Raw genomic sequence first — 22,244 nt, 5'->3', positions numbered from 1 at the left:
TATTTTTCCCATCTTTAATTTTAGATTTTTCATTCTGTCGTGTAACTTTAAATTTGGTGATTAAATACAACGCTATAGTCAATAAAAATTAACAATTATTCAAGTTAATAGTTGTATCAAAATACTGGATGCAATATAAAATGGCACAACTAGAACGGCTGCTAAAAATGGCAGAAGATGAGTTAACTGAGTACAGCACTGATGCCCGTAAAATGGAAAAACTACGGCGAAAAATAGGTTTAACAGTATCGGCAGCCGAACAGCGACAAGTAAAAGAAGCATTATTAGCTAATAAACAATCTAATATAATTACTCAAATTGTGGAAGAACAAAGACAAACCGTAGCCTTACCATTTTGGGGAATTGCTGGATTGGGTTTGTTATTTGGAATTTCTTTAAATCAACCCTTTTTTTTATTAGCAGCTATAGTTGGGACTGTATCAGCTTACAGAATTCAAAAATGGGGCTGGCAATTGCAGGCAAGGAGTCTATTGTTACAAACATTAGAAGATATTGAAGCGCGTATTGCCCAACCTAAATAGATATACTTTATAGATAAATTATTTATAAGTGTTTGTATTTTAATATACAAGTTAATCCATTGCTCACTCCATTGACACCTCGTAAGTATTTAACAATTCCTTTAGGATCACCATAACAAAAAAATTAGATATTGGATTTGATTCAGATATTTACGATCCTGGTTTGCGTGCAATAAATGCTACATGACCCTTTGGTAGAACGTATTGACCATAACTACGAGTTGTTTCAACTTGGAAACCAATATCACAGAGTTCACTTGCAATAGTTGTTGCTTCGTATAACCGCACCTGGTGTACTTCGTCAGATCGTCTGTAGTGTTCTCCTATCTTACGGAAGCTGGTAATTCGGCGAGTCAAAGTTTTTTGTTCTCGATCTTCTGACTTTTCAACTAGTACTATCCAGCCTTCTCCTTCAGTGAAACCCTTAGTTGTAGTACCTGGTGCAACTTGTCCTTTTTCGGCAATGTCGAAGATGAATACACCCCCAGCAGTTAAGGCATTATAAATGCGCCAGAAAAGCTGAACAAGATGGCGATCGCTATCTGCATCAAACAGGTAGCTGATGCATTCACTAATGGACGTGACGGCATTGCATAGCGGAATATCTGTCTTAAATAATGAATCGATCCGAAATTCGGCATCTGGCACTCTTGTGCGGGCAATATTAATCATCGACTCAGAAATATCAACACCAAGAACATGATAATCAGCCTTGATAAGTTCTTGTGCCCATAATCCGCTACCGCAACCCAAGTCAACCACTAGTCCATCATGTATTTTGTTTTGAGCGAAGATTTCTAAAATTCCAGGAGCAGATTTAAGAGCGAAATCACGGAAACCGTCATTATGAATAAATGCGAGGTCTTCTTTGTACCACTTATTCATATTGCTTATTAAGATACTTTAAGATTGTGTATGAGAAAGTGATTGGAAATCGCTGCTAGAATCAGCATTAACTTCCTGCTTCAGACCAATTAATCTTATTCTCTTGGAGTGAATCTTAAGCTAATGTGTGTTACGGCTTTAGCCTAACGCACCGCATTATATATAGCAGTGCGTTAGGCGCTTTGATGACATGGACATAATATCATTGCCTCTTCACAGCAATTGTGTAACTAGGTAGATGTGAGGCATCTGTTTGAGTTTTCACAAGTCGCCAGTCATTATCTATATATAAATTCTCAAAAATTTGAGAAGTTGCTAAGGATGTTTTTTGAAATTCATTAGGATGATTTATTTCTATGTTGTCTAAATTTAGAACTTTAGGCAAATCATCTTTTGGCGAGTTCAGGTTGACTTTAGTGTTAACTATATTAGTAAACCAGTTGTAGACTGATTCTAAAGTTAGAGGAATTTCTCTATTTTGAAAAGCCTGAAATCTATCAATATTTTGAAGATACCATTTACCATTTTGAACTCCATACTTTTGGATTACCATGAAATCATAAGCTGGTAAACTTGATTGATAATTATGGGATAAAGAAGGCTCTTTTCCCATGATGTAGCGAGCTACACTGGCACAGTAACCATCATGCTGGAAAATTTGGAAGGACTGCTCTTGTATTCTTTTGGGTAAACTTTCATGTAACGATATCGTAGACCAGATTGGTGTCCAAACACCCACTAAAAGCCGTAATTGTTCTGTAACACTGGCAACAGGATTATGTTGGCTCAATTTTATAAAATAGGGAAGTAATTCAGTTTTGTAAAAATTTATTTCATCATCTAAATAGTCTGGATTTCGAGATTGAACTCGTGCCAAAATTTCCTTTTTAAATTTTCGTTTTTTTGAAGCGCTTAATTTATTTTCCAGCAAGAGGTCGAACATCACCATTTACCTTTTTCTCTTTTTTTTAGATGACTTGGTAAGAATTAACAGCTGGTGAGTTTAATACTCATAAAGGTATTATCTGTTCTTTTATACTGTAAAATATAGAGCCTTTAGCTCCTTTTTTGACAGTTTTTATATGTTTATGTGCTTGATACTATCTATTTTTACTGACAAAATGGTGTGATCCAGATCACCATAAGCTAAAATATATATTTATTGAAAAAGCATTTAGAAATCAGGTATTGGATACATATAGGATTACTATTTGATTTTTGAACGAAATTAAGTATTGTAGAGTGTGTTAGAACGAAGTTCGTAACGCACTATTATCATGGGTTTGATGCGTTACGCTGTCGCTAACACATCCTACGTATATTTTCTCCAAATCAAATCGGATTCCTATAGATATGTAGCGGCTACTCTTCGAGTTCTCCAACAGAGTCAGGACTTACGCAAAAGATAGCCCAAACCTTGAAGACATCAAGAAGCGTTATTAATTCACAAAAAATAAAGTGCGAAGGATGAAAATTTTGCTCCTTGGCACTTCATTCTTTATCTGAATGAAATTTCTATGATTCTCTTCCCGATGCCCAAGTATCACGCCATTTAACAGTACCTTCTTTTGCAATCACCCAGCGACGATTTACCAAATTTTCGCGCAGAGGCGATTGCCCTTCCCGCCACATGGCATATTTATAAGCAATCAGCTTACCAGCACTTTCATCAAAGGGAATCTCGGCAGACCAGGTATTTGAGTTGATGTACTCTAAAGGATATGCTTTGCTGATATCCCAGTTACCCAACTCTGGGCAATCTCCTGTCACCACAATAATTTCACCGGGTTTGGTATCTACGCCATTGAGTTGGACGCGCACAATTGTTTGTGCTTTGATGCGTTCCCCAACGTGGCTGAAAACAAGCACTCCCCGTTCTTGTAGTACTAGGTCATAAATCTTGCCGTCTTTGACTTCATACTTATTGCGAGTCACCACACAAGTATGTTCACCATCAGGTAGTTCTGTTTCTACTTCTGGTAAGGTAACTTCTCCTCCGCGATTTAAAGCTACAAAACACAGAGAATCACGAGAACGGCGCACATAACAGTAAACGTCGGGGGTCAAGTATTTTTGCCAGTGGCTACCCATTGACACGGCTGGATTCAGTCGCCGTAAACCAGACAGTAATCTGATACAACGATAAACCTCGCTATCAGTATCCCAATTTTCCATCATTGGGCGGTTATATGGGTCATTACCGCCATCAGTATCGTTATGTAAATACTGTTCTGTGCCGTAATATATACAGGGAATACCGCGAGATGTCATAATTAAGGCGATCGCTACCTTCAACATCGCTGGATCGGGGTTCAGCGATTGGAAGCGGGACATATCATGGTTATCGATGAAGGTAACTAACTCTGTTGCCCCCTTATAGCGATAATCCTGGTCAAAAATGTATTGAATTGTTTGGAATCCCATTTCTGAACCTTGCCCTAGTGCGGCTCGAATTGCTACACATAGCCCAAAGTCTAGAAGTGTCATGCCTGAGTGGTTAACAAATTCTACTGAGCGATCGTCACTAGGATTACTGTAAATCCATTCACCAAAAATAAATACATCTGGTTTGTGATTGCTCATCTCGCCAGTAAATTCTTGCCAAAACCAAATAGGCATGTGCTTGACAGTATCAACCCGCAGTGCATCCACACCCCGGTCTAGCCATTGTTTAATTGCTGACTTGATATACTGCCGATATTCTGTATTGTTTTCATTGAAGGTTGCTAAACCAGATAATTCACAATTCTGTACTTGCCAGTCGTCTTCCCAGTTTTGCACTTCGCCATAGTGGTGATACCAATTATTGACATCATCATTGAAGTCAGCAATTTTAACACCATCATCATACAATTCACCTTTGCTCCCACTGGTATCAGGGCTGCTATGGTTGCAGACAATATCCAGCACCAGCTTCATATTCCGCTTGTGCAGTTCTGTAATTAACCGATCGAAGGTCGTATTTTTTTCTTCTTGAGTAGCATTTAAAGAAGGATTCTCTCCATTAGCAATGTAGCGAGGATTAATCCGCTTAAAATCTTTTGTCCAATAGCCATGCATCGCCGCATTGCTAATAAATAACTCTTCTACTTGCTCGAATAATGGAGTTAGCCAAAGGGCAGTAACTCCCATATTTTTGAGATAATCTAATTTATCGATGATACCTTGCAAGTCACCACCCCAGTACTTACCCCATTCTTGTCTATTGGGATCGTACAGTTCTGAGTTTTCACCTTCGCTGTTATCTGGATCGCCATCATAAAAGCGATCGACCACAAGAAAGTAAATAGTTTCTTGACGAAATTCAATATCTCTGGTGTAAAGAAACTCTAGATCAACCTCAGTATCTGATGGTGGTGTTTCTACAATAGCGTCTACTTTTTCTTGTGCAGAATCAACTTTGTATTGATCTGGCGAAAACTGAGATGGAGGGGTTCTTACCATAAAAAGACTCAAAATTTATGTAATTCACAGTTGTAGAACTAACAGTACAAAGATTTCGAGTATTGTGTGTCACTACAAACATCGGTATTGTGACATCCGGCTCGCGGTGTAGGTATCTATCGCTAGCTAGTTTATAATTCTATCGATAGATATAATTCATCTGCTAGAGGATAAAAACAAAGGAATATAGCAGTTATTAACGACAATAGCTTCATCACAAAAATTTACAATATTTTGGCTCTTGTTAAGCGGCTCCAGGGCTGATTACAAACCTTTGATTAATCACCCTCATTTATTTATTTTTACAAAAATATCGCCGATCGCTTCGGAATATGTCTCAAATCATGATGTTGGCTAGTCAGTAGTTTGTAGAATCGGATTAATTAGCGCTGGAGATTAGCTGTCAAGAAAGTTTCGTTATCTTTGACTAATTATTGATTCAACCAGGTATTCGCTAACTTTTTCTCTAGAAGATTCGCTCCATTGGTAAACTGACCATTGTCGCTTTAAATCTGTTATTACTATCAAGGATTAATTTAAGTAGCAATTATGACCAAATATGACAAGGTTTTTAACTCACCAAAGACATCAGAGGAATCACTAAGTCCAGAGGAGGCGGTGGCGGCGATCGCAACTGTCACTGCGATCGCTGATTCCGTGATTGAAGATGTAGATGCAGAAAGTTTAGCGGGTATCCTCTGGGAATTCGAGGTTTTTGAGGAATACTCAGAAGATGAAATCACCGAAATAGTTGATAGACTCATCTCCATTGCACAAGAAGAGGGAATTGGGCCTCTGTTTAATGCGGCTAAAGTCTCTCTCTCGGATGAATTAGTGCTGGATGGTTTTGCAGCTGGGGTGATAGTGCTTTTAGACGATGAACTCGCGATCGCCAAACCGAAACAAGCCTACCTCAAAAAGCTACAAGCAGCTTTAGAACTGGAAGATGAAGAAGCAGAGGAAATCATTAAGGAGGTAATTGCAGCTTTTAAAGAAGCAGAAGAAGAAGAAGAATATGCAGACGATGACGAAGATGAGACAGTAGTCATAGAAGATTTTAGCGAACAGACATATCAATCCCCTTTAGGTAATTTTACCGTGCCAATTCCGGTCGATCCCCAGCAGGGCGGTAGAATTCAAAGCCAAGAAGGAGTAGTTGGCTTTTCTGATGACATCGGTACTTTATTGAGGATCGATTATTATCCTTTCCCTCTAGAACAGTTAGAGGAACTGGAATCTGTTGGACAAGAAGAATATTTACAAACAATTTTAGTAGACAAGTATGTACCCCAGGCGATTTTTGCCAATGTACCAGATGCTTCTGTGGAGTATACCGAATATCTGGAAAATACTTTGCGAGGCGCTTACTATGTGTTAATTGATATGCCTAAAGGTTCAACGATTTCTAAGCAAGAAAATAATGGAACTGCGATCAGATTAGATGCGTACCGGGGACTGCTCACCTTTATTAGTGGTGAATTTTTGTATATAGTTAGTAGTCAGCACAGCTTTCTGGACGGCGAAACTCCCGATTCCCTGGAAGAAGAAGCTGAAGATATTAAGGAAAGTATTTTAGAGTTTGTTGAAACTATAGAGTTTGCTTAAAACATCTCCGTGGGTTTCAAACCCTTAACTTTTTCTGAGCAAAATCGGCGGTTAAAAACCACGTCTACACAACCAAAAACTCCGAGGTGGGTTTAAATCCTTAGTCCACAGAGGTAAAATTTGCTTGTGTAGACGCGAATGACCTTCGCCCTGGCTTTACTTATGTGATGTACATTTGGAAAGGGCGATGTCTGACGACAAGCCCAGAGGCGGAGTGTCTCCGATGTCTATGCTTGTGATTTTTCATGACAATAACCCTGCTAAACAATCGCTATCAAGTTATCCAGGTAATCGGCGCTGGTGGTTTTGGCGAAACCTTTCTGGCAGAAGATGTTCACATGCCTTCTCGCCGTCGTTGTGTTATCAAGCAACTTAAACCGATAACCAATAATGACCCGCAAAATTACCAACTTATCCAACAACGGTTTGAACGGGAAGCCGCAACCTTGGAGTATTTAGGTGAAAGTAGTAACCAAATTCCTAAACTCTACGCCTACTTTTCTGAGAACGGGCAATTTTACCTTGTCCAAGAATGGATTCACGGCCAAACTCTGACAAAAATTGTCGAAGCCAAAGGATTTGAGAGTGAAGCTGCTGTTCGGCAAATTCTCTTGAGTCTGCTATCAGTTTTAGATTATGTCCACAGTAAGGGCATTATTCACCGAGATATCAAGCCAGAGAACATCATTCTCCGTTCGATTGATAACAAGCCAGTTTTGATTGATTTTGGTGCAGTCAAAGAAACAATCCGTTCCGTGGTGAATCCTCCAGGATACCCCACGCGATCGCTCGTTATTGGTACGCCTGGGTATATGCCTAGCGAACAAGCTGTTGGCCGTCCAGTTTACGGCACTGATATCTACAGTTTAGGTTTAACGGCGGTTTATCTGCTGACTGGCAAACACCCGCAAGAATTGCAAACCGATCTGAAAACTGGGGAAATACTTTGGCAGCAATATGCCCCTAACGTCTCTTTCCAATTGGCGGCAATACTCAATCAGGCAATTAAGCCCCATGCTGGCGATCGCTACAGCACTGCTAGTAAAATGTTACACGCTTTGCAATCTGCTAGTAATATCCCTCCTGAGTTAGCTGCAAATACTCCCACAGTTAATTTTTATCCCACTGTGGCATCAACTCGACAAACCCAGCCATTATATTCGCCGCAAAAAAATTCTGTGATTCCAGGGTCTTCCACCCCTGGAAACTGGCAAAAACCAACATTGATTGTTGGTACTTTGCTGGTAGGCGGCTTGATTGGTGCAGTAGTAATTCCTAACATCATTCGTCAGCAACAACCAGAAACAACCATTGCCACAAGTTCCACCCCATCGCCAGAATCTTTGCCCACTCCCGTATCCACCAAATCGCCCGTTTCTTCCCAAACTTCTCCGGTTCCAGTTGTACCCATCTCACGACCACGACAGCGAGTAATTCCCGCCCCTTTGCCAACCTTTAATCCCCCAGTTGTATCCGTACCACAGCCAGAAAAAGAACCTGTAACTTCAGATACTCCAGCGCCAGAAGTGCGTTCTACACCACAGCCAGAACCAGAAAATGTTGCTGTTCCCACACCAGAAGTACCTTCAGCACCACAGAAGAACGATCGTCCGCCTAGTAAAGTAGCTTTTACTAACAACAGACAAAGTGTTCCCGCATTTCCTACAGGTACATCAAGAAGTGCCGTAGAAGCTACCCTTGGCAAACCAAATCAAGATTTAAGAGGCGCATGGGGTAAGACGCGTGCTGTTGTTTACAAACTAGTGCCAAACAAAATTGACCTTGGCTACTTATTCGATCGAAATTCTAAAGTGCTGCGTCAAACTGAGGTATCTTTTGCCCAATCGGTAGACCCACAGGTAATGGAGACTACCTTGAATGGATTGTTAGATGGGCAAGCCACTGAAGAAATTAAGCAGGGACTTAAGCAGATACAACAGCGTCAGTCTGATAATTTTAGTTTTAAAAATGGTTCAGTCAAGGGTCAAATTATCCGCCAACAATGTGATTTTATTTACATCAGTGTTTGGGATGCAAATTTACATGATTTTGTCAGTCCCTCGACGGCCAGACAGTGTTAATTTCCTGTAACCCATTGTTCTCAAAAGTGAGATTTTTGTATCTTAGAAGACAGATTCATGATTGAATATAGTCTTTAGAAAACTGTCTTGACTGAGCTACAATCAACATAATTTCGGTCTTCAGAAACACAAAAACCCAGTTTTTAGAATTGAGTGTATTTGCCTTCTAGCTTTTGCAACTCAACTCATGAAAATCTGTCTTCCCAATCCCTAATCCCTATCTTCCAACTGAGTTTCAAATTCTTAATCTTCATAAAGTTATAAATCCCATTATTAAGTTTTTAATAATACTTGTCTCAGCTTCTACATTAATGTCCTAAAGTGCGATCGAAATTGTGTAATCTGAAAACAGCAAAGCTAAATTATTCAATTGAGGTCTGATGACTCCTACAATTATGCGTCAGCTTTGGTCAGTGGTTGAAACCGCTCAAGCCAAGCTCCTCTTGCAACTGGATGATGCTAGCTTGGTGCAGTGGTTAGTGAAACAAACCGAAACACAAGTGTTGTTAGATTCTAACGAAACTGATTTTCTTAGCCACTACATTGAATCTCGGCTAGCTCTTATCCGCGATCTTGCCCATGAACGTCAGTGTTCATGATAGCAAAATCACGATTAATTGATTGATAGTCAAGTGTTATTACTATTGACTATGGCTTTTTGAGGAAAATAACCTTCTACTAAGCAATCAGAGCCGACTACACGCCAACGAACACGTTCTAGAGACAACGCCTCAGTCATGGTAGTAAAACCTAAATCGCCCACAGGTGTGGGAGCAATGCTACCACCAATGATTTTTGGGGCGATAAATGCTAAAACTTTTTGCACTGCTCCTTGAGCGATCGCACTGGCAGCTAAAGTACCGCCACATTCCCACAACACGCTACAAAAACCCCGTTCATATAAGTACGCCATCGCCTTATCTGGTGTAAGCGATGTTAATTCCACGACTTCCACCCCAAGTTTTCGCAACAATTCTTGGAAATGGGGGTTAGCACCCTTTTCTGTCAACACCAAAGTTGGAGCATCCGCAGTTTGCCACAGATGGGCACTTTCCGGTAAGTTGAGATGGCGACTCATCACCACCCGCAGGGGATTATGTGCCTCTGCATGATGGCTGGTTAAATAAGGATTATCTTGTCTGACTGTATTACCGCCGACAATTATTGCATCGCAAGCCGCCCGCAATTGATGTACTTCATTGCGGGACTCTTGGCTTGTTACCCAAGTGCTATGACCAGAGGTGGTAGCAATTTTGCCATCTAAAGTCATAGCATATTTTAAAATTCCTAAAGGTCGCTTGTAGAGAATGCGATGCACAAAAGCTTCATTTAGTTGATAACAAGCTGATTCTTCTACTCCTACCAACACTTCGATCCCCGCCGCCCGTAAACGGGCAATACCACCTCCAGCTACCAATGGATTGGGATCGACCATACCTACTACTACTTTTGCCACTCCAGCTTGGATTAATCCTTCCGAACAAGGGGGAGTCCGTCCATAGTGATTGCAAGGTTCAAGTGACACATAGATTGTTGCACCACAAGATTGATCGCCTGCTGCTTGCAAAGCAAACACTTCTGCATGAGGCTCACCGGCACGAGGATGAAACCCCTCGCCAACAATCTCACCATCCTTGACAATCACCGCTCCCACCAACGGATTTGGCGAAGTCCGTCCTAAAGCGCGGCGAGCAAGTTCTAAACACCGCAGCATCATGCGAGAGTCAAAATCAGTTCCGATTTTTTCTTTTATAACTGCTGACTCCACTAAATGTATATTTTCCTGAGTGTAATTTGGTAAGGATGCATCTGCTTGAGCGACCACTGGGGAATTATCCATAATTTTAGGCAACACTGTAAATATTCTGCACGCGATCGCACAGCCTTTCCACAGAAGAATCGCGCTTTGCTTCTGATAATTAAAAAGAGCGGGAAAGGGAAAAGCCCAACTCTGGGAGGCGCACTCGCGTTCGGGTGGCAAAACGGCCTTCCTCTTTCCCTTCTTATAACTCCCACCCATTTACAGCGTCGCGACAAGTTCCTGTAAGCGATCGCGTCCATCACGAAAAATAGGCCAACCATCCCCCACCAGCACTGCTTCTATCCGACTCAGTTCTGCTAACCTGCGAACAGAGGCAACAGCCTCCTCTCGATTCAGCAGTTTGTCATCTGGCAATATAGTTAAGCTACCTGCTTTCCGTGCCCTGACTAAATCTCCTGTAATCAAAGTCGTCTCCTCCAGTAACAGAGCTAATTCACCGGGAGTTTTCGAGCCTTGGAGTTCAATTACTTTTAACCCAGGTACAAACTCTTCACCATCAGATAACCAGCGATCGCAAGGTATGGGAAAAGTGTCTTTTTCTGCCACAGGGCCAGCTATCTTAGCATAAGTTTGATCGGCAATATCTTTACTTGCCCTAACATGCTCGGAATTCGTCAGCACAATCCAAACTACACCACCGAGGGATTTGAGATGATTCCAATCATGGTTTGAGAGGGCTACTGGGTCAATCAAGATGTTTCCATCTGGGCGAATCCAGGCAATCCCATTGAAATCAATATTTCTTGCCGGATTGAAATTAGACCAGCTATAGAGATCGGGACGGTGCAAAGATTTCATGATGATTCTGGATCGTTACTTCAGTAATTGACTATTAATATCAATAATTAAGTATATAGATTATGACGTTGCATTCCCCCTGAATCTGGAATTTGAGTATACTACGATAAATGTATCTGTATTATGGATTTTCGACAAACTCCCGCCTAAAGGCAATGGAAATCAACGGAGGTATCGGGTTGAGTAAGATTGGGCGTAAAAAAATATCAGCGAAGGCAGACCAATTTACAGAGTCGGTGATTCGGGAAATGACGCGGGTAGCACTGCAACATGGTGCAGTGAATTTGGCTCAGGGGTTCCCTGATTTTCCCTGTCCCTTGGAGTTAAAGCAGGCAGCAAATGATGCAATAGAGGCAGATGTCAACCAGTATGCCATTACCTGGGGCGATCGCCCATTTCGTCATGCGATCGCCAACAAAGTTCGTTGGTATCTCGGCTTAGATATCGACCCTGAAACCGAAATCACCGTCACTTGTGGTTCCACAGAAGCAATGGCATCCGTGATGCTAGCCACAGTCGATCCTGGGGATGAAGTAATTGTATTTGAGCCATATTACGAAAACTATGGCCCCGATGCGATTTTAGCTGGTGCTACACCCCGCTACGTGACACTGCATCCTCCCCAGTGGACTTTTGATGAAGCACAGTTGCGTCAAGCTTTCAATGCCAATACCAAAGCCATTATTATCAACACACCCCACAACCCCACCGGCAAAGTCTTCACCCGTGAAGAACTCACCCTAATTGCTGAACTTTGTCAAAAGTGGGATGTCTTAGCCTTCACAGATGAAATTTACGAACATATTCTCTATGATGGCACTCAACATATTGCCTTAGCGACCCTTCCCGGTATGGAAGAACGCACCGTTACCATCAATGGTCTATCCAAAACTTACAGCGTCACTGGATGGCGAGTCGGCTACATTTTGGCAAACCCCAAATTAACAGGAGCCATTCGCAAAGTCCATGATTTCCTCACCGTTGGCGCACCTGCACCATTACAACGAGCCGGAGTTGCTGCCATGCAACTACCACCATCCTATTATGAAGAACTAGCCAAACTTTATCACCAGAAGCGAGACAGGATTTTACAAATTCTCGATCGAGTTGGCATTCCCTACTTCCTTCCCCAAGGAGCCTATTATGTTCTGGCAGATATTTCCAAATTTGGCTACAAAACAGATATTGAATTCACTTACCATCTAATTAAAAATATTGGTGTTGCTGTAGTTCCAGGTTCCAGCTTTTTCAGCCAACCAGAAAAAGGCCACTCATTAATCAGATTTTGCTTCAGCAAAACACCTGAGACATTACAAACAGCGAGCGATCGCTTACTCAAACTCCAAGCAACCCTACAACCCACAACCTAACATTCATTTCTTCTCTCTGCGCTCTCTGCGCCTCTGCGGTTCCTTTCTCTTCAACATCCCAACTGATTTTATCGCGATCGCCACCACCAGATAGCAAAGGAGTTCATAATCGTGTTAGCGGAAGTTTAGTTACAAAACCTGCTGTTTTGCAGAAAAAGCTTTTGTCCCACCGCAATTTTATTGAGGAAAATCATCAAAAATGTTACTGCATTTAAGTACTTGGCAAGAAGTCGAAGCTTATTTAGAGCAGTCACGGGGTATTATTTTCCCTATTGGTTCCACAGAACAACACGGGCCAACGGGGTTGATTGGTACTGATTCCATTTGTGCAGAAGCGATCGCTCGTGGTGTGGGTGATGCGACTCGAGCGATCGTTGCCCCTACAATCAATGTGGGGATGGCACTGCATCATACTGCTTTTCCTGGTACAATCAGTTTCCGCCCCAGCACTTTAATTCAAGTAGTGCGAGATTATGTAACTTGTTTAGCCAAAGCTGGTTTTACCAAGTTCTACTTTATCAACGGACACGGTGGTAACATCGCTACCCTCAAAGCTGCATTTTCAGAAACTTACGCACATTTAGAAGATTTGCAGATTCCCAATGCCCAGCAAGTGCAATGTCAAGTAGCAAACTGGTTTATGTGTGGTTCTGTATATAAGCTGGCTAAAGAATTATATGGGAATCAAGAAGGTTCTCACGCAACTCCAAGTGAAGTAGCTCTCACCCAGTACGTTTATCCAGAGGCGATTAAGCAAGCATTCCTTTCACCAGAAGTTGCAAGCGGACACACAATTTATAGTGCAGCTGACTTTCGAGTGCGTTATCCCGATGGACGGATGGGTTCAAATCCGGCTTTAGCAACGCCAGAACACGGTAAACAATTTTATGATTTGGCGGTGAAAGAACTTAGTAATGGGTATTTGGAATTTATGAACGCAGAATAAGGAGTCTTGAGTAATTCTTGATTAAGCCTTAATACAGTATTTCATAAATTCATAACGAATTGAGTTACCTACTGACAAGGCTTTGCAAGACTCAATCACGCAACAAACTTGTGAAATCTTGTACTGAGAAATAACAGCATTTTATTTTTTTTTTGTTGGCTTGGCATACTCCAAATTTCCCGTAAAAATAATGTAGCTACAAACCAAGGCTCAAGTAAGTAACGTCTCCAAAGTCTTTTCGGTTCAGACAACAACCGATACAACCATTCCAAACCCACCTTCCCCATCCAGCGAGGAGGAGTGGGTAGTACTCCTGCGACATAATCCATACAGGCTCCACTAGTCAAAATACTATTGGCATGAATATGTTCAAGATTTTCAGAAATCCAATGCTCTTGGCGTGGCATACCCATTCCCACCATTAATACATGAGGTTTGTAAGCATTAATTGCAGCCAGAGTAGCGAGATTTTCTTGACTATCTTTATCCATATCAATGTAGCCATGAGCGCAAGCAATCTGTAAACTAGGAAATCTCTGGTGCAAAATACTTGCTCCTTGTTCCGCTACTCCTGGCTTTGAACCTAAATAGAATACACGCCAGCCTTTATTCGCTGCTTCTTCCATCAGAGGCCATACCCAGTCAGCATAGGTTACTCTTTGTTCTCGTTTCATCGGAAAACCTAACAATTTTCCAATAAACAATAGAGGCATACCATCAATATGGATATATTCAGCCTGGGCATAAAAAGATTGCATTTTTGGATCGTTATGAAAGAGATAAAGACTATGCAAGTTATGATTAGCAATAATCCATTTCTCATTTTTATCAATAGATTCTTCAATTAATAAGTTTAACTCGGGGATAGAGAGTGCATCAACTTTAACACCAAGAAGCTTATAAGAAAATCGATTTTTCATGACTTCAAATTTTTATTTTTAGAATTATGAGAGTTAGTGTCACAGGTAAGGTTATTATTTAAAAAGCAATTTGTAAGAATATTTAAATTCGGAAATATTTAAATATTAAGTATTCTTCGATTAAACTAAGAATGACTGATTTTCATAAGGATTTCGGCGACATTGTGCGCTCTTGCATTCCAGGAATATTTCTCTGTAATTAAGGTATATGCTGTATCCACAAGCGATTGATATTTTTCAAAGTTTGAAGCTGCATCCAGCACTGTGTTAGCAACTTCTTCAGTAGAGTATCCTGTTACTAAAAGATGTTCTAAATTCCGAAATTCTTCTAAACCTCGCAAGCCTTCTGGTGTTGATACAACTAGTTTTTTACTAGCGAAATAATCTAATGCTTTATTACGAGCGCCACCTGCTACTGCTTGTTTAGAGAATGGTAACAAAGCAATATCTGCATACTTAAGATGCTCAACAAAATCCTCTCTTTTAGGTAAAAACCCTAAAAAAGAAATATTAGAGGGGATTGGTTCTGAAATATCGCTACTATCCCTACCTATGATAACAAAATGTACTTTTTGCTGATGACTTTCGAGATGTTTAGCAACCTCAATAGTCATTGATACAGACATATCATTACTTGGAAATTGAAATGTTTTAGGAGCAATAAGAACCACTATTTTTGCCGGTCTAAATGCTTGATAGGGGTCTTTATCCAAAAACGATTCAGTATTTAGCAAGTCTTCGGTCACTCCATTCCCAATACTATAAATCTGCTGTGGAGTTTTACCATACCACTGAGAAATTAGTTTAGGAATCGAGTCACCTGCTGCAATAATTGGACTACCAGAGAATATCAAAATTCCCTGAGCAATATATGTCTTAATACATTGTACAAACTCTTTGAAAGGATTGGCAACTGAAAATAAGCGCATCCAGTATTCATACGCTGAAAATGTATGAAAATCTAATACAAGAGAGGAACTGCTGTGCTTTCTAAGCTTTAGTGAAATTAAAGCAGCTAATCCAGGTAAAGTTTCTTGAGCATAAACAATATCTGGGCAAAACTCATCAATGCACTTTTCTATAGTCTGAATATATGACTTCAGGCTTCTTGAGCCAATGGAAATCGAAGGTGCATACTTAACAGATGAACAATCTAATCCTAGCTGAAAAACATCAAAATATTTAGTAAGATATTGTCCAAGATAAAAAGGTCTAGTAAATGCACCAAATGGTTGACTAGAATCAAGTGTTGAGACAATTAGTAAGCGTTTCCCCATAAATATGATGAATTATTTCAATATTTTAAAAATTGATTTTTTAAGAGAAATTTCTCAGCTAAGATTAGATTGTTATTAATTGTCTAAATCTTATTTTATACTAAGAGTATAATCAAATTTTCGAGTTAGTTTGGCTGATGTCATCAGAAAATGTAGGAGAAATTGCTAAATCTTTGTAACCAATAATTGCTCTAATATAGGGTAAAAACCAGTAAAATATCCATAATGGCCCAGAGTGTCTGATACAAAATACAGTCCAGGGTTTTAATGGAAATCCTTTAATTTGCAGCGACTTTTTCAAACGTTGTAATATACTCAAATTAGTATCTACCCAACTATTGCGGATAGAATTTTTTGTACAACTACCAATATACCCAGGAGCTACCCATATTTGACAACCTAATTTACGCGCTCTGAGCGCATAATCTAAGTCTCCTAAACTGTGAATAAAAGCTGTATCAATATTGCCAATTTTTGCAGCAACAGCTTCAGGAATTAGCACACAGTTACCATACATAGCATCGCATTTTTGAATAACCGAACTTGGTTCTAAAAATTCAAACTTATTGGAATACCACTTTTTAGATTTTACTGCTCCTCCATAGGTTGCTTTTCCTGTCATTGGGTCTTTAGTTGAACCAACTACAATTGAGTCTGGATAACCTTGTTCCGTCAAATTTTGATGAATCTGTAATAATTTACTGACAGCATTAGCCTCTAGAAATGTGTCATCATTCAACCACAGATAATAGTTATATTGATTTTTTATCGCCTCACCAAAGGCGAGATGCATTCCTCCCACCCAAAATAAATTCCCATTACCCTGAAGAATGTTTACCTCTGGATATTCTGCTTTGATAGCCTGTGCAGTTCCATCAGAGCTACCATCATCAGTTAAATAAATATCAAAATGATTTTTTTGCTCATATAAAGTATGTAGACAGGCAAGAGTGGTATTACGCCTGTTATGACAAGTCATAACTATAGCTAAAGTTGCTTGTTTCATCCCATTTACCTCATGTCTTCCTATGAAAATGCTCAATCCAAATAATCAAGTTATACAGAACTATTTTGATTACGTTTAAAGTTTAGCCATTTTTTCTATCCAGCCACTCAAATTAATATCTAAATTAAAGTTTCGTAATTTTTGTTCCATTCTTATAACTACCAGCATATATCGATGTAAAACTGATATGCGAGGCATCTTGAGTCTGACAACCTCTTGACACAACCATCGATATTTTTCTGAATCAAGATTAAGTCTTTTCAGTCTTTTAATTTGTGCATCCCAATCGTTATAGAAGAATAAATTGAAATAATGAATTGATGTAATATCATTCCAGTCTTTAATTTGTAGTTCGGTTGATAAACGGTTATGTAAAGGCAAAGGATAACTATAATTAGCAGGAAGATGTTCAACGTTTTCTTCTAAGGCACATAAAGTTACCGATAAAACAGACTGCTCAACAAAATAAAGACCTTGAGGAGGAGTGATATCAAGGCGCATTACTTTTTCAAAATTCTCTTTCCAAGCTGTAAATATACCTGCACTCCTTCTCACAACGACCAAACCAGAATTCCAGTAGGCTCTAATTTTTTTCTTACCAATTGGTGTTTCCACAAATACCTCACGCTTTACCCCCAGCACTTCATATAACTTTTGCCAATACCATTCTTGAGAGTCTTGCAGACCTGTAGAACCAATTCCTTGACCATACTCAGGACGTAAACGAGCGTTACAATTCACGGGTAACAAAAACTCTTTTGGCTCAGAAAAAAAGCATTTGTCACTGTCTAGAAAAACTAATATTTCCGCGTCGATATTTTGTTCTGCATAGGCACAAGCCAGAGGTTTATTTGCTAAATAATATTCATGAAATTCTTGATTGATAGGGACTTGTTGATGATTTACCTGCAACGCTTCAAATGCTTTTTGGGTTTGCTTTGATATAGGTTCACCCACTCTAGGATGAAAACTAAATATAGGCGTATCTTTTAATTTTCCACAGAACTTACGAATACTTTCTGCAAGCATTAAAGATTGAGCTTCCAAGCGACCAGGTTCTGTACAAATTATAAAAGCTATAGGTATTGACATATTATGAAGTATTGATTTACTAAGTTAATTACTAAATGAAGATTTCTTTGCTATCATCAATATTTCCTGAAACAAAGCTGAATAACGACGCGCTTGAAGTTCTAGAGTAAATTCTTGTTCTGCTTTCTCGCGAGCATAGAATGACAGCTTTTCTAATCTCTGCTCATTTTCAAGTACCCAGGCAATTCCTTTGGCGAAATCCTCAATTTCATAAGGTTTAGCTAAATAGCCGTTTTGCTGATGATCGACAATATCTTTTAAGCCAGTAGAATTAAATGCAACAACTGGAGTACCACAAGCGAGTGATTCAGAAGCTGTCTGTCCAAAAGATTCTTGCAGAGACGGCACAAGCATCACATCAGCTGCTGAGTAAACAGTTGCTAAAGATATATCATCATATAAATGTCCCAAATAGTGGGTTTTGAAGCCCAAATCAGGTGGATTTTCAGGTTGAGATGCACCGAAAACAACGATCTCCAACTTATCTTTCCAGCCAGATTTGCTAAATTCTTGTAGTGCTGGTTGCAGGTAATGAAAACCTTTTCTAGAGTCATTAGTTGCATCTAATGCTCCAAATAAAATGAGTTGTTTATCCAGAGGTAAATTCAGTAGTTCTCGCGCTAAACCTTGATCGACGGGTTTATATTTTTGAGTATCCAACCCATTGGGAATTACTTCAATTCGTAAATTTTTAAACAAAGAACTAGATTTGGCGCATTCGGCTAACCAAGAACCTGGCGAAACAATGGTCAGATTTAAATTTTTCAAAGCTTTGGTTTTACGTTGCCACACCCAATGGGATAAATCCCAATCCTTTTTGCTGTTCAGTTGAGGACAGGCTCCACAGGAGATTTGGTAACGATCGCAATCCCCAGTGTAGCTACATCCTCCAGTAAATGCCCACATATCATGAATTGTCCAGACCAAAGGACGCTTTAGTTTAGCAATAGTTTCTATTTGCATAAAAGCTGCGCTAATCCAATGCAAATTGATTATATCTGGATTAATCTGAGCAACTTGAGAAATAACTCTATCTGGCAACCATTGAATAAAAAATGGAGTATTTTGCTTTTGAGAATAAAGTTTTAAAGGTAAAGTTTCCAGTGTCAATTTTGCCTTAGCGATGCCTTGCAATAATCTGATATTAGGTGCAATTACTGTTTTGTCATCAGTATATTTTTCTTGCACCAGCATTTGTGATTGGAAGTTAATATTTTGTAAACCTTTGTGCAACCGATATGCAGCCCGAGCCGCACCACCCGCCACATCCTGGGTACTAAGGAGCAAAACGTTCATATTAGTATTATTGAACTTGAAAAAAATATTCTTGATAAGACTAATCCTCTATCGCAGAGAATCAATATTAGTTGTTTGGCTTTCTGCTCTCACAATATAGCGAGCCTGGTAGATATACTGTCCCATCAGCATTAATATCCAAGACTTCATTACTAAAGTTTGGAATATCACTTGTATGGGCATCCATAAATTTAATATCTGAAAAGCCAACTCTTTCAAAGAGCGTTTTCATACTATAGCTATCATACATCCACTTATGTTTTTCACCCAGGGATGTGTCATCTATCATAGACTTGCGGACATAGCGTGGTATCAACTTCTTTACCATGTCAATATAGAGGTATTTGAATTTGTTTCTGAGTTTATTTTGATTGATATTAAATACTTTTTCTAACAAAGAAGAAGTATTATTGTTTGCTATCTCTTTTTTGATTTTAACACCTGTTCTTTCTTCTACATAGGTTATAGATGGCTCATCATTGTTTTCAAGCACTTCCCGCCAATAAGTTTTCATCAATCCGCCTTGTTCTGTTCTCACCAATTGATCGATTAACTCAATAATAACCCATTCATATTGTTTCCTTGCTTCCTCCTTTTCAATACTGTCGATAATTCTTAAATATTCACGACATGTTCGTTCTAAGTCAGGAACAACGATGCGTAAAATGCCTTGAGGTTTGAGAACTCTATAGCATTCTTTCACCAGCATTTCTCCTGTGTCTTTAGAGAAATGCTCTAGGACATGACTGCTATAAATTACATCGAAATAATCTTTAGGATATGGAAGTGGTTGCAGTAAATTCTGAGCAATCACTTCAGGATGCTCAGAATTAAAATCTATATTGATCCATCCAGAAGAAAATCTGTGTCCACATCCAAAATTTAACTTTTTCATGTTTTCTCTCCTTTCAATTATGGAAGTATGTAAACTACTGTACTGACTTATTTATATATTGGTGTACGCTGAAAACTAAGAGTCAGAGATAAAGAGGTTGTGACATACATTAACCAATTCCAACTGGGAGTTAATAATCTTGCTTCTGAAAAATTCACGATGACGATGATAACTAGCATCTGCATTGGCCAATAATCTTCAGGTTTTTCTGCCACCGAAACAATTCGAGTCAGTGCCATTACAAAGAACCGGATAAATCCTGCTGCAAAAGTCAAGAAACCTAAAAATCCTAATTCTAACAATAGTTCTAAAAAACCATTGTGAGCATTACTTGCCCAATCATAAGTAGCTCTCAGATTAGATGCAGCATTACTAGTCCAAAATCCAGAAAATCCATAACCTAGCCAAGGTCTTTCCAAAACCTTAGATATCACTAGTTCCCAGAGATCAGAGCGTCCATTGAAGGTAAGGTCTTTACCAGAAGTACCAACTACAGTTTCGGCATTATTGATCAGTAATATTGAAAAAATAATGAGTAGCATTAAAGCTGAAGTAATCATAATAACTTGTAATTTATAATTAGTTTTTTGAAAGGATCGATAAAAAGGCAAAAGTAATATCATTGTCAATAGGATCGCCAAAGATGTTGTTGAACGTGTGAGGATAATTAGACATATAGATAACCCACATAGTGCCCACATTAACCAGCGATATCGATAACTACTAAGGGCAAGATGTAAAAAAACTCCTGCACTCCAGTTCATCATGTAACCTAATTCATTTTTATGACCATAAATTCCGCTCCACATATCTACTAATTCCGGGGATTTGTGAATATAACCTGGTATGAATGCAGAGAATATCATAGACAATAATGCAGCTGCACCAAGCGCCCAAGCTATTAGCCTCATTTGTTCTCTAAGGGGATAACGTACTGCCAAATAGATTGCAAGAAAATATATTCGAATTAGACCTTTTATATCTTTTAGAGTAGAACTTAGGTCTTCTGACCACAATATGGAAAATATAACTATTGCTAGTAAAAAAAACTGTAATGGACTTTTTTTAATTACATAAATAAAACCTTTCCAGTACGAAATTAGAAAATAAAATAATATTAAATATGAAATTATATTGAACAAAGTATCTACCTTATCGCCTCCAAGTGTAGACATAGAAACTTCTTGTGCAGGGTGTATTGTTAATACCCCTGCTGCAATGAGTAGTAGTAAGATAGTTAATATTTTTTCTGTTAACTTTACGTTCATTATTGACATTTAATTAATTAATTAACTAAAGATATCACTATTTTTTTATCGTTGAGTAATTCAATCTTTTCTTCACTTCCTCTTTAAAAATATTCAATATAGTTGCTTTATATACTGTTTTCTGAGTAAAATTATCTGCCTCTACATTTCTCACAATATACGGTGGATGTTTTAAAGGAAATTCCATTGCTTGCATCGACATATTGATGAACGAAAATTCCTGGTTGGAAGTGAAGTGAGTCGCGTCCGCCCCAACGCCAACATTAGAAATCAAATTTACATTGGGAATAATGCTTAAGCTACCCTGTATCCAGCAGGCAAATGTCCATTGGTAATCCCAGGTTATACCTGTAGGATTGTTATAAACAGACTGAAATATTCGTCGCCAATAACTTACTGCTTTCGGATCGACAAGAATGTCATGTAAGAGGTTTTCTGATTCCACTTCTTGCCAGAGTTTGATAGTCAAATCATAATGCTGCCAAGCACGTCTCCAACTTGCCCAACCCCAGCAGTGGTTGTAACGAGAAAAATAGTAACTGTAATTGGTGCGTTTTCGTCCAAATTGAAGATTTTGAGCAGAGATTGTGGCAATTCTGGTATCGTCTCTATATTTTTCTAGCAGTTCTTCGCTAAATCTGAAAAATGTCGGATGAGGGATACAATCATCTTCTAAAATAATTGTCTCTTCAACATTATTAAATACCCAATCTAAACCACTAGATACTCGTTTTGCACAACCTAAGTTGATATCAGAATAATTTTTGATAACCTCGCATTCCCAATCAACTCTTTCAATAATTGCGCGAGTTGCTTCACACTTTTCTGCCTCATCTTCGCGGTCGGTGCGTGCCCCATCTGCAATTACAAAAAGTTTTCTTGGTTTGGCTTGGCGAATAGCTTCAAAAACCTTCTCTGTTGTTTGTGGGCGCTTGAAAATAATAAAAGTTACTGGTGTTTCCATCTTGGATTAATTTTGCTCAATATACTTGATACT

19 protein-coding genes are annotated in these 22,244 nt (G+C 39.1%); 6 read left to right on the top strand and 13 right to left on the bottom strand.

The window, feature by feature from the left end; all coding sequences use genetic code 11:
- The first annotated feature begins 140 nt into the window (after positions 1-140).
- Positions 141-542, top strand: coding sequence for a hypothetical protein (locus tag CDG79_RS04640; protein ID WP_094341115.1), 402 nt, complete (start codon positions 141-143; stop codon positions 540-542).
- 150 nt (positions 543-692) lie between these two features.
- Here the strand turns inward: CDG79_RS04640 and CDG79_RS04635 are convergent, their stop codons facing one another.
- The 3 genes from CDG79_RS04635 to CDG79_RS04625 all read right to left on the bottom strand — a co-directional run bounded on the left by CDG79_RS04635 (position 693) and on the right by CDG79_RS04625 (position 4,871).
- Positions 693-1,427: a class I SAM-dependent DNA methyltransferase gene (locus CDG79_RS04635; protein ID WP_094341083.1), complete on the bottom strand. Its 735-nt coding sequence runs from the start codon at positions 1,425-1,427 to the stop codon at positions 693-695.
- Between the two features lie 202 nt (positions 1,428-1,629).
- Positions 1,630-2,358 carry a hypothetical protein gene (locus CDG79_RS04630; protein WP_143855417.1) on the bottom strand — a complete coding sequence of 243 codons (729 nt, stop codon included), beginning with the start codon at positions 2,356-2,358 and terminating at the stop codon, positions 1,630-1,632.
- A gap of 584 nt (positions 2,359-2,942) precedes the next feature.
- Positions 2,943-4,871: an alpha-amylase family glycosyl hydrolase gene (locus CDG79_RS04625; protein WP_094341081.1), complete on the bottom strand. Its 1,929-nt coding sequence runs from the start codon at positions 4,869-4,871 to the stop codon at positions 2,943-2,945.
- Positions 4,872-5,420: 549 nt separating this feature from the next.
- Here CDG79_RS04625 and CDG79_RS04620 point away from each other — a divergent pair.
- From CDG79_RS04620 to CDG79_RS04610, 3 genes are all read left to right on the top strand, one after another.
- Complete coding sequence (locus CDG79_RS04620; protein ID WP_094341080.1) at positions 5,421-6,476, top strand: hypothetical protein; 1,056 nt, start codon at positions 5,421-5,423, stop codon at positions 6,474-6,476.
- Between the two features lie 245 nt (positions 6,477-6,721).
- The gene (locus tag CDG79_RS04615) at positions 6,722-8,557 is read left to right on the top strand and encodes a serine/threonine-protein kinase (RefSeq protein WP_094341079.1); all 1,836 of its coding nucleotides are present in this window, start codon (positions 6,722-6,724) and stop codon (positions 8,555-8,557) included.
- 380 nt (positions 8,558-8,937) lie between these two features.
- Positions 8,938-9,156, top strand: coding sequence for a hypothetical protein (locus tag CDG79_RS04610; RefSeq protein WP_094330763.1), 219 nt, complete (start codon positions 8,938-8,940; stop codon positions 9,154-9,156).
- 29 nt (positions 9,157-9,185) lie between these two features.
- On the opposite strand, the gene ribD is transcribed toward CDG79_RS04610, so the two are convergent.
- Together ribD and CDG79_RS04600 are read right to left on the bottom strand one after the other, a co-directional pair.
- A complete protein-coding gene (gene ribD, locus CDG79_RS04605; RefSeq protein ID WP_094341078.1) occupies positions 9,186-10,397 on the bottom strand; it encodes a bifunctional diaminohydroxyphosphoribosylaminopyrimidine deaminase/5-amino-6-(5-phosphoribosylamino)uracil reductase RibD in 1,212 nt (403 codons plus the stop codon).
- Positions 10,398-10,577: 180 nt separating this feature from the next.
- Complete coding sequence (locus CDG79_RS04600; protein WP_094330764.1) at positions 10,578-11,177, bottom strand: MBL fold metallo-hydrolase; 600 nt, start codon at positions 11,175-11,177, stop codon at positions 10,578-10,580.
- A gap of 155 nt (positions 11,178-11,332) precedes the next feature.
- Here CDG79_RS04600 and CDG79_RS04595 point away from each other — a divergent pair, with 155 nt between their 5' ends.
- The gene (locus tag CDG79_RS04595; protein WP_223278008.1) at positions 11,333-12,547 is read left to right on the top strand and encodes a pyridoxal phosphate-dependent aminotransferase; all 1,215 of its coding nucleotides are present in this window, start codon (positions 11,333-11,335) and stop codon (positions 12,545-12,547) included.
- Positions 12,548-12,746: 199 nt separating this feature from the next.
- Positions 12,747-13,493 carry a creatininase family protein gene (locus CDG79_RS04590; RefSeq protein WP_094341077.1) on the top strand — a complete coding sequence of 249 codons (747 nt, stop codon included), beginning with the start codon at positions 12,747-12,749 and terminating at the stop codon, positions 13,491-13,493.
- Positions 13,494-13,588: 95 nt separating this feature from the next.
- On the opposite strand, the gene CDG79_RS04585 is transcribed toward CDG79_RS04590, so the two are convergent.
- From CDG79_RS04585 to CDG79_RS04550, 8 genes are all read right to left on the bottom strand, one after another.
- Positions 13,589-14,413 (bottom strand): WecB/TagA/CpsF family glycosyltransferase, encoded by an 825-nt coding sequence (locus CDG79_RS04585; protein ID WP_094341076.1) that lies wholly within the window; start codon positions 14,411-14,413, stop codon positions 13,589-13,591.
- Positions 14,414-14,538: 125 nt separating this feature from the next.
- Positions 14,539-15,690, bottom strand: coding sequence for a glycosyltransferase family 4 protein (locus CDG79_RS04580; RefSeq protein WP_094341075.1), 1,152 nt, complete (start codon positions 15,688-15,690; stop codon positions 14,539-14,541).
- Positions 15,691-15,802: 112 nt separating this feature from the next.
- A complete protein-coding gene (locus CDG79_RS04575) occupies positions 15,803-16,696 on the bottom strand; it encodes a glycosyltransferase family 2 protein (RefSeq protein ID WP_094341074.1) in 894 nt (297 codons plus the stop codon).
- Between the two features lie 75 nt (positions 16,697-16,771).
- Positions 16,772-17,788, bottom strand: a complete 1,017-nt coding sequence (locus CDG79_RS04570; protein WP_094341073.1) for a hypothetical protein — start codon at positions 17,786-17,788, stop codon at positions 16,772-16,774.
- Positions 17,789-17,812: 24 nt separating this feature from the next.
- On the bottom strand, positions 17,813-19,084 hold the full coding sequence (locus CDG79_RS04565; RefSeq protein WP_094341072.1) for a glycosyltransferase family 4 protein: 1,272 nt from the start codon (positions 19,082-19,084) through the stop codon (positions 17,813-17,815).
- Between the two features lie 67 nt (positions 19,085-19,151).
- Positions 19,152-19,979 carry a class I SAM-dependent methyltransferase gene (locus CDG79_RS04560; protein WP_094341071.1) on the bottom strand — a complete coding sequence of 276 codons (828 nt, stop codon included), beginning with the start codon at positions 19,977-19,979 and terminating at the stop codon, positions 19,152-19,154.
- Positions 19,980-20,026: 47 nt separating this feature from the next.
- A complete protein-coding gene (locus tag CDG79_RS04555; RefSeq protein WP_189524880.1) occupies positions 20,027-21,247 on the bottom strand; it encodes an O-antigen ligase family protein in 1,221 nt (406 codons plus the stop codon).
- Between the two features lie 37 nt (positions 21,248-21,284).
- A complete protein-coding gene (locus CDG79_RS04550; RefSeq protein WP_094327333.1) occupies positions 21,285-22,211 on the bottom strand; it encodes a hemolytic protein HlpA-like protein in 927 nt (308 codons plus the stop codon).
- Positions 22,212-22,244 lie beyond the last annotated feature (33 nt).

The sequence above is a fragment of the Nostoc sp. 'Peltigera membranacea cyanobiont' 232 genome (genome assembly GCF_002245985.1).
Classification (GTDB): Bacteria; Cyanobacteriota; Cyanobacteriia; order Cyanobacteriales; family Nostocaceae; genus Nostoc.
Note: the sequence above shows the minus strand (reverse complement) of the source record. Positions and strands in the feature narration are given on the sequence as shown.

Coding starts and splice junctions, on each gene's coding strand:
- CDG79_RS04595 (WP_223278008.1), top strand. CDS start 11,333: ATGGAAATCAACGGAGGTATCGGGTTGAGTAAGATTGGGCGTAAAAAA.
- CDG79_RS04635 (WP_094341083.1), bottom strand. CDS start 1,427: ATGAATAAGTGGTACAAAGAAGACCTCGCATTTATTCATAATGACGGT.
- CDG79_RS04585 (WP_094341076.1), bottom strand. CDS start 14,413: ATGAAAAATCGATTTTCTTATAAGCTTCTTGGTGTTAAAGTTGATGCA.
- CDG79_RS04560 (WP_094341071.1), bottom strand. CDS start 19,979: ATGAAAAAGTTAAATTTTGGATGTGGACACAGATTTTCTTCTGGATGG.
- CDG79_RS04565 (WP_094341072.1), bottom strand. CDS start 19,084: ATGAACGTTTTGCTCCTTAGTACCCAGGATGTGGCGGGTGGTGCGGCT.
- CDG79_RS04590 (WP_094341077.1), top strand. CDS start 12,747: ATGTTACTGCATTTAAGTACTTGGCAAGAAGTCGAAGCTTATTTAGAG.
- CDG79_RS04615 (WP_094341079.1), top strand. CDS start 6,722: ATGACAATAACCCTGCTAAACAATCGCTATCAAGTTATCCAGGTAATC.
- CDG79_RS04550 (WP_094327333.1), bottom strand. CDS start 22,211: ATGGAAACACCAGTAACTTTTATTATTTTCAAGCGCCCACAAACAACA.
- CDG79_RS04555 (WP_189524880.1), bottom strand. CDS start 21,247: ATGAACGTAAAGTTAACAGAAAAAATATTAACTATCTTACTACTACTC.
- CDG79_RS04625 (WP_094341081.1), bottom strand. CDS start 4,871: ATGGTAAGAACCCCTCCATCTCAGTTTTCGCCAGATCAATACAAAGTT.
- CDG79_RS04570 (WP_094341073.1), bottom strand. CDS start 17,788: ATGTCAATACCTATAGCTTTTATAATTTGTACAGAACCTGGTCGCTTG.
- CDG79_RS04600 (WP_094330764.1), bottom strand. CDS start 11,177: ATGAAATCTTTGCACCGTCCCGATCTCTATAGCTGGTCTAATTTCAAT.
- CDG79_RS04620 (WP_094341080.1), top strand. CDS start 5,421: ATGACCAAATATGACAAGGTTTTTAACTCACCAAAGACATCAGAGGAA.
- CDG79_RS04640 (WP_094341115.1), top strand. CDS start 141: ATGGCACAACTAGAACGGCTGCTAAAAATGGCAGAAGATGAGTTAACT.
- CDG79_RS04580 (WP_094341075.1), bottom strand. CDS start 15,690: ATGGGGAAACGCTTACTAATTGTCTCAACACTTGATTCTAGTCAACCA.
- CDG79_RS04575 (WP_094341074.1), bottom strand. CDS start 16,696: ATGAAACAAGCAACTTTAGCTATAGTTATGACTTGTCATAACAGGCGT.
- ribD (WP_094341078.1), bottom strand. CDS start 10,397: ATGGATAATTCCCCAGTGGTCGCTCAAGCAGATGCATCCTTACCAAAT.
- CDG79_RS04610 (WP_094330763.1), top strand. CDS start 8,938: ATGACTCCTACAATTATGCGTCAGCTTTGGTCAGTGGTTGAAACCGCT.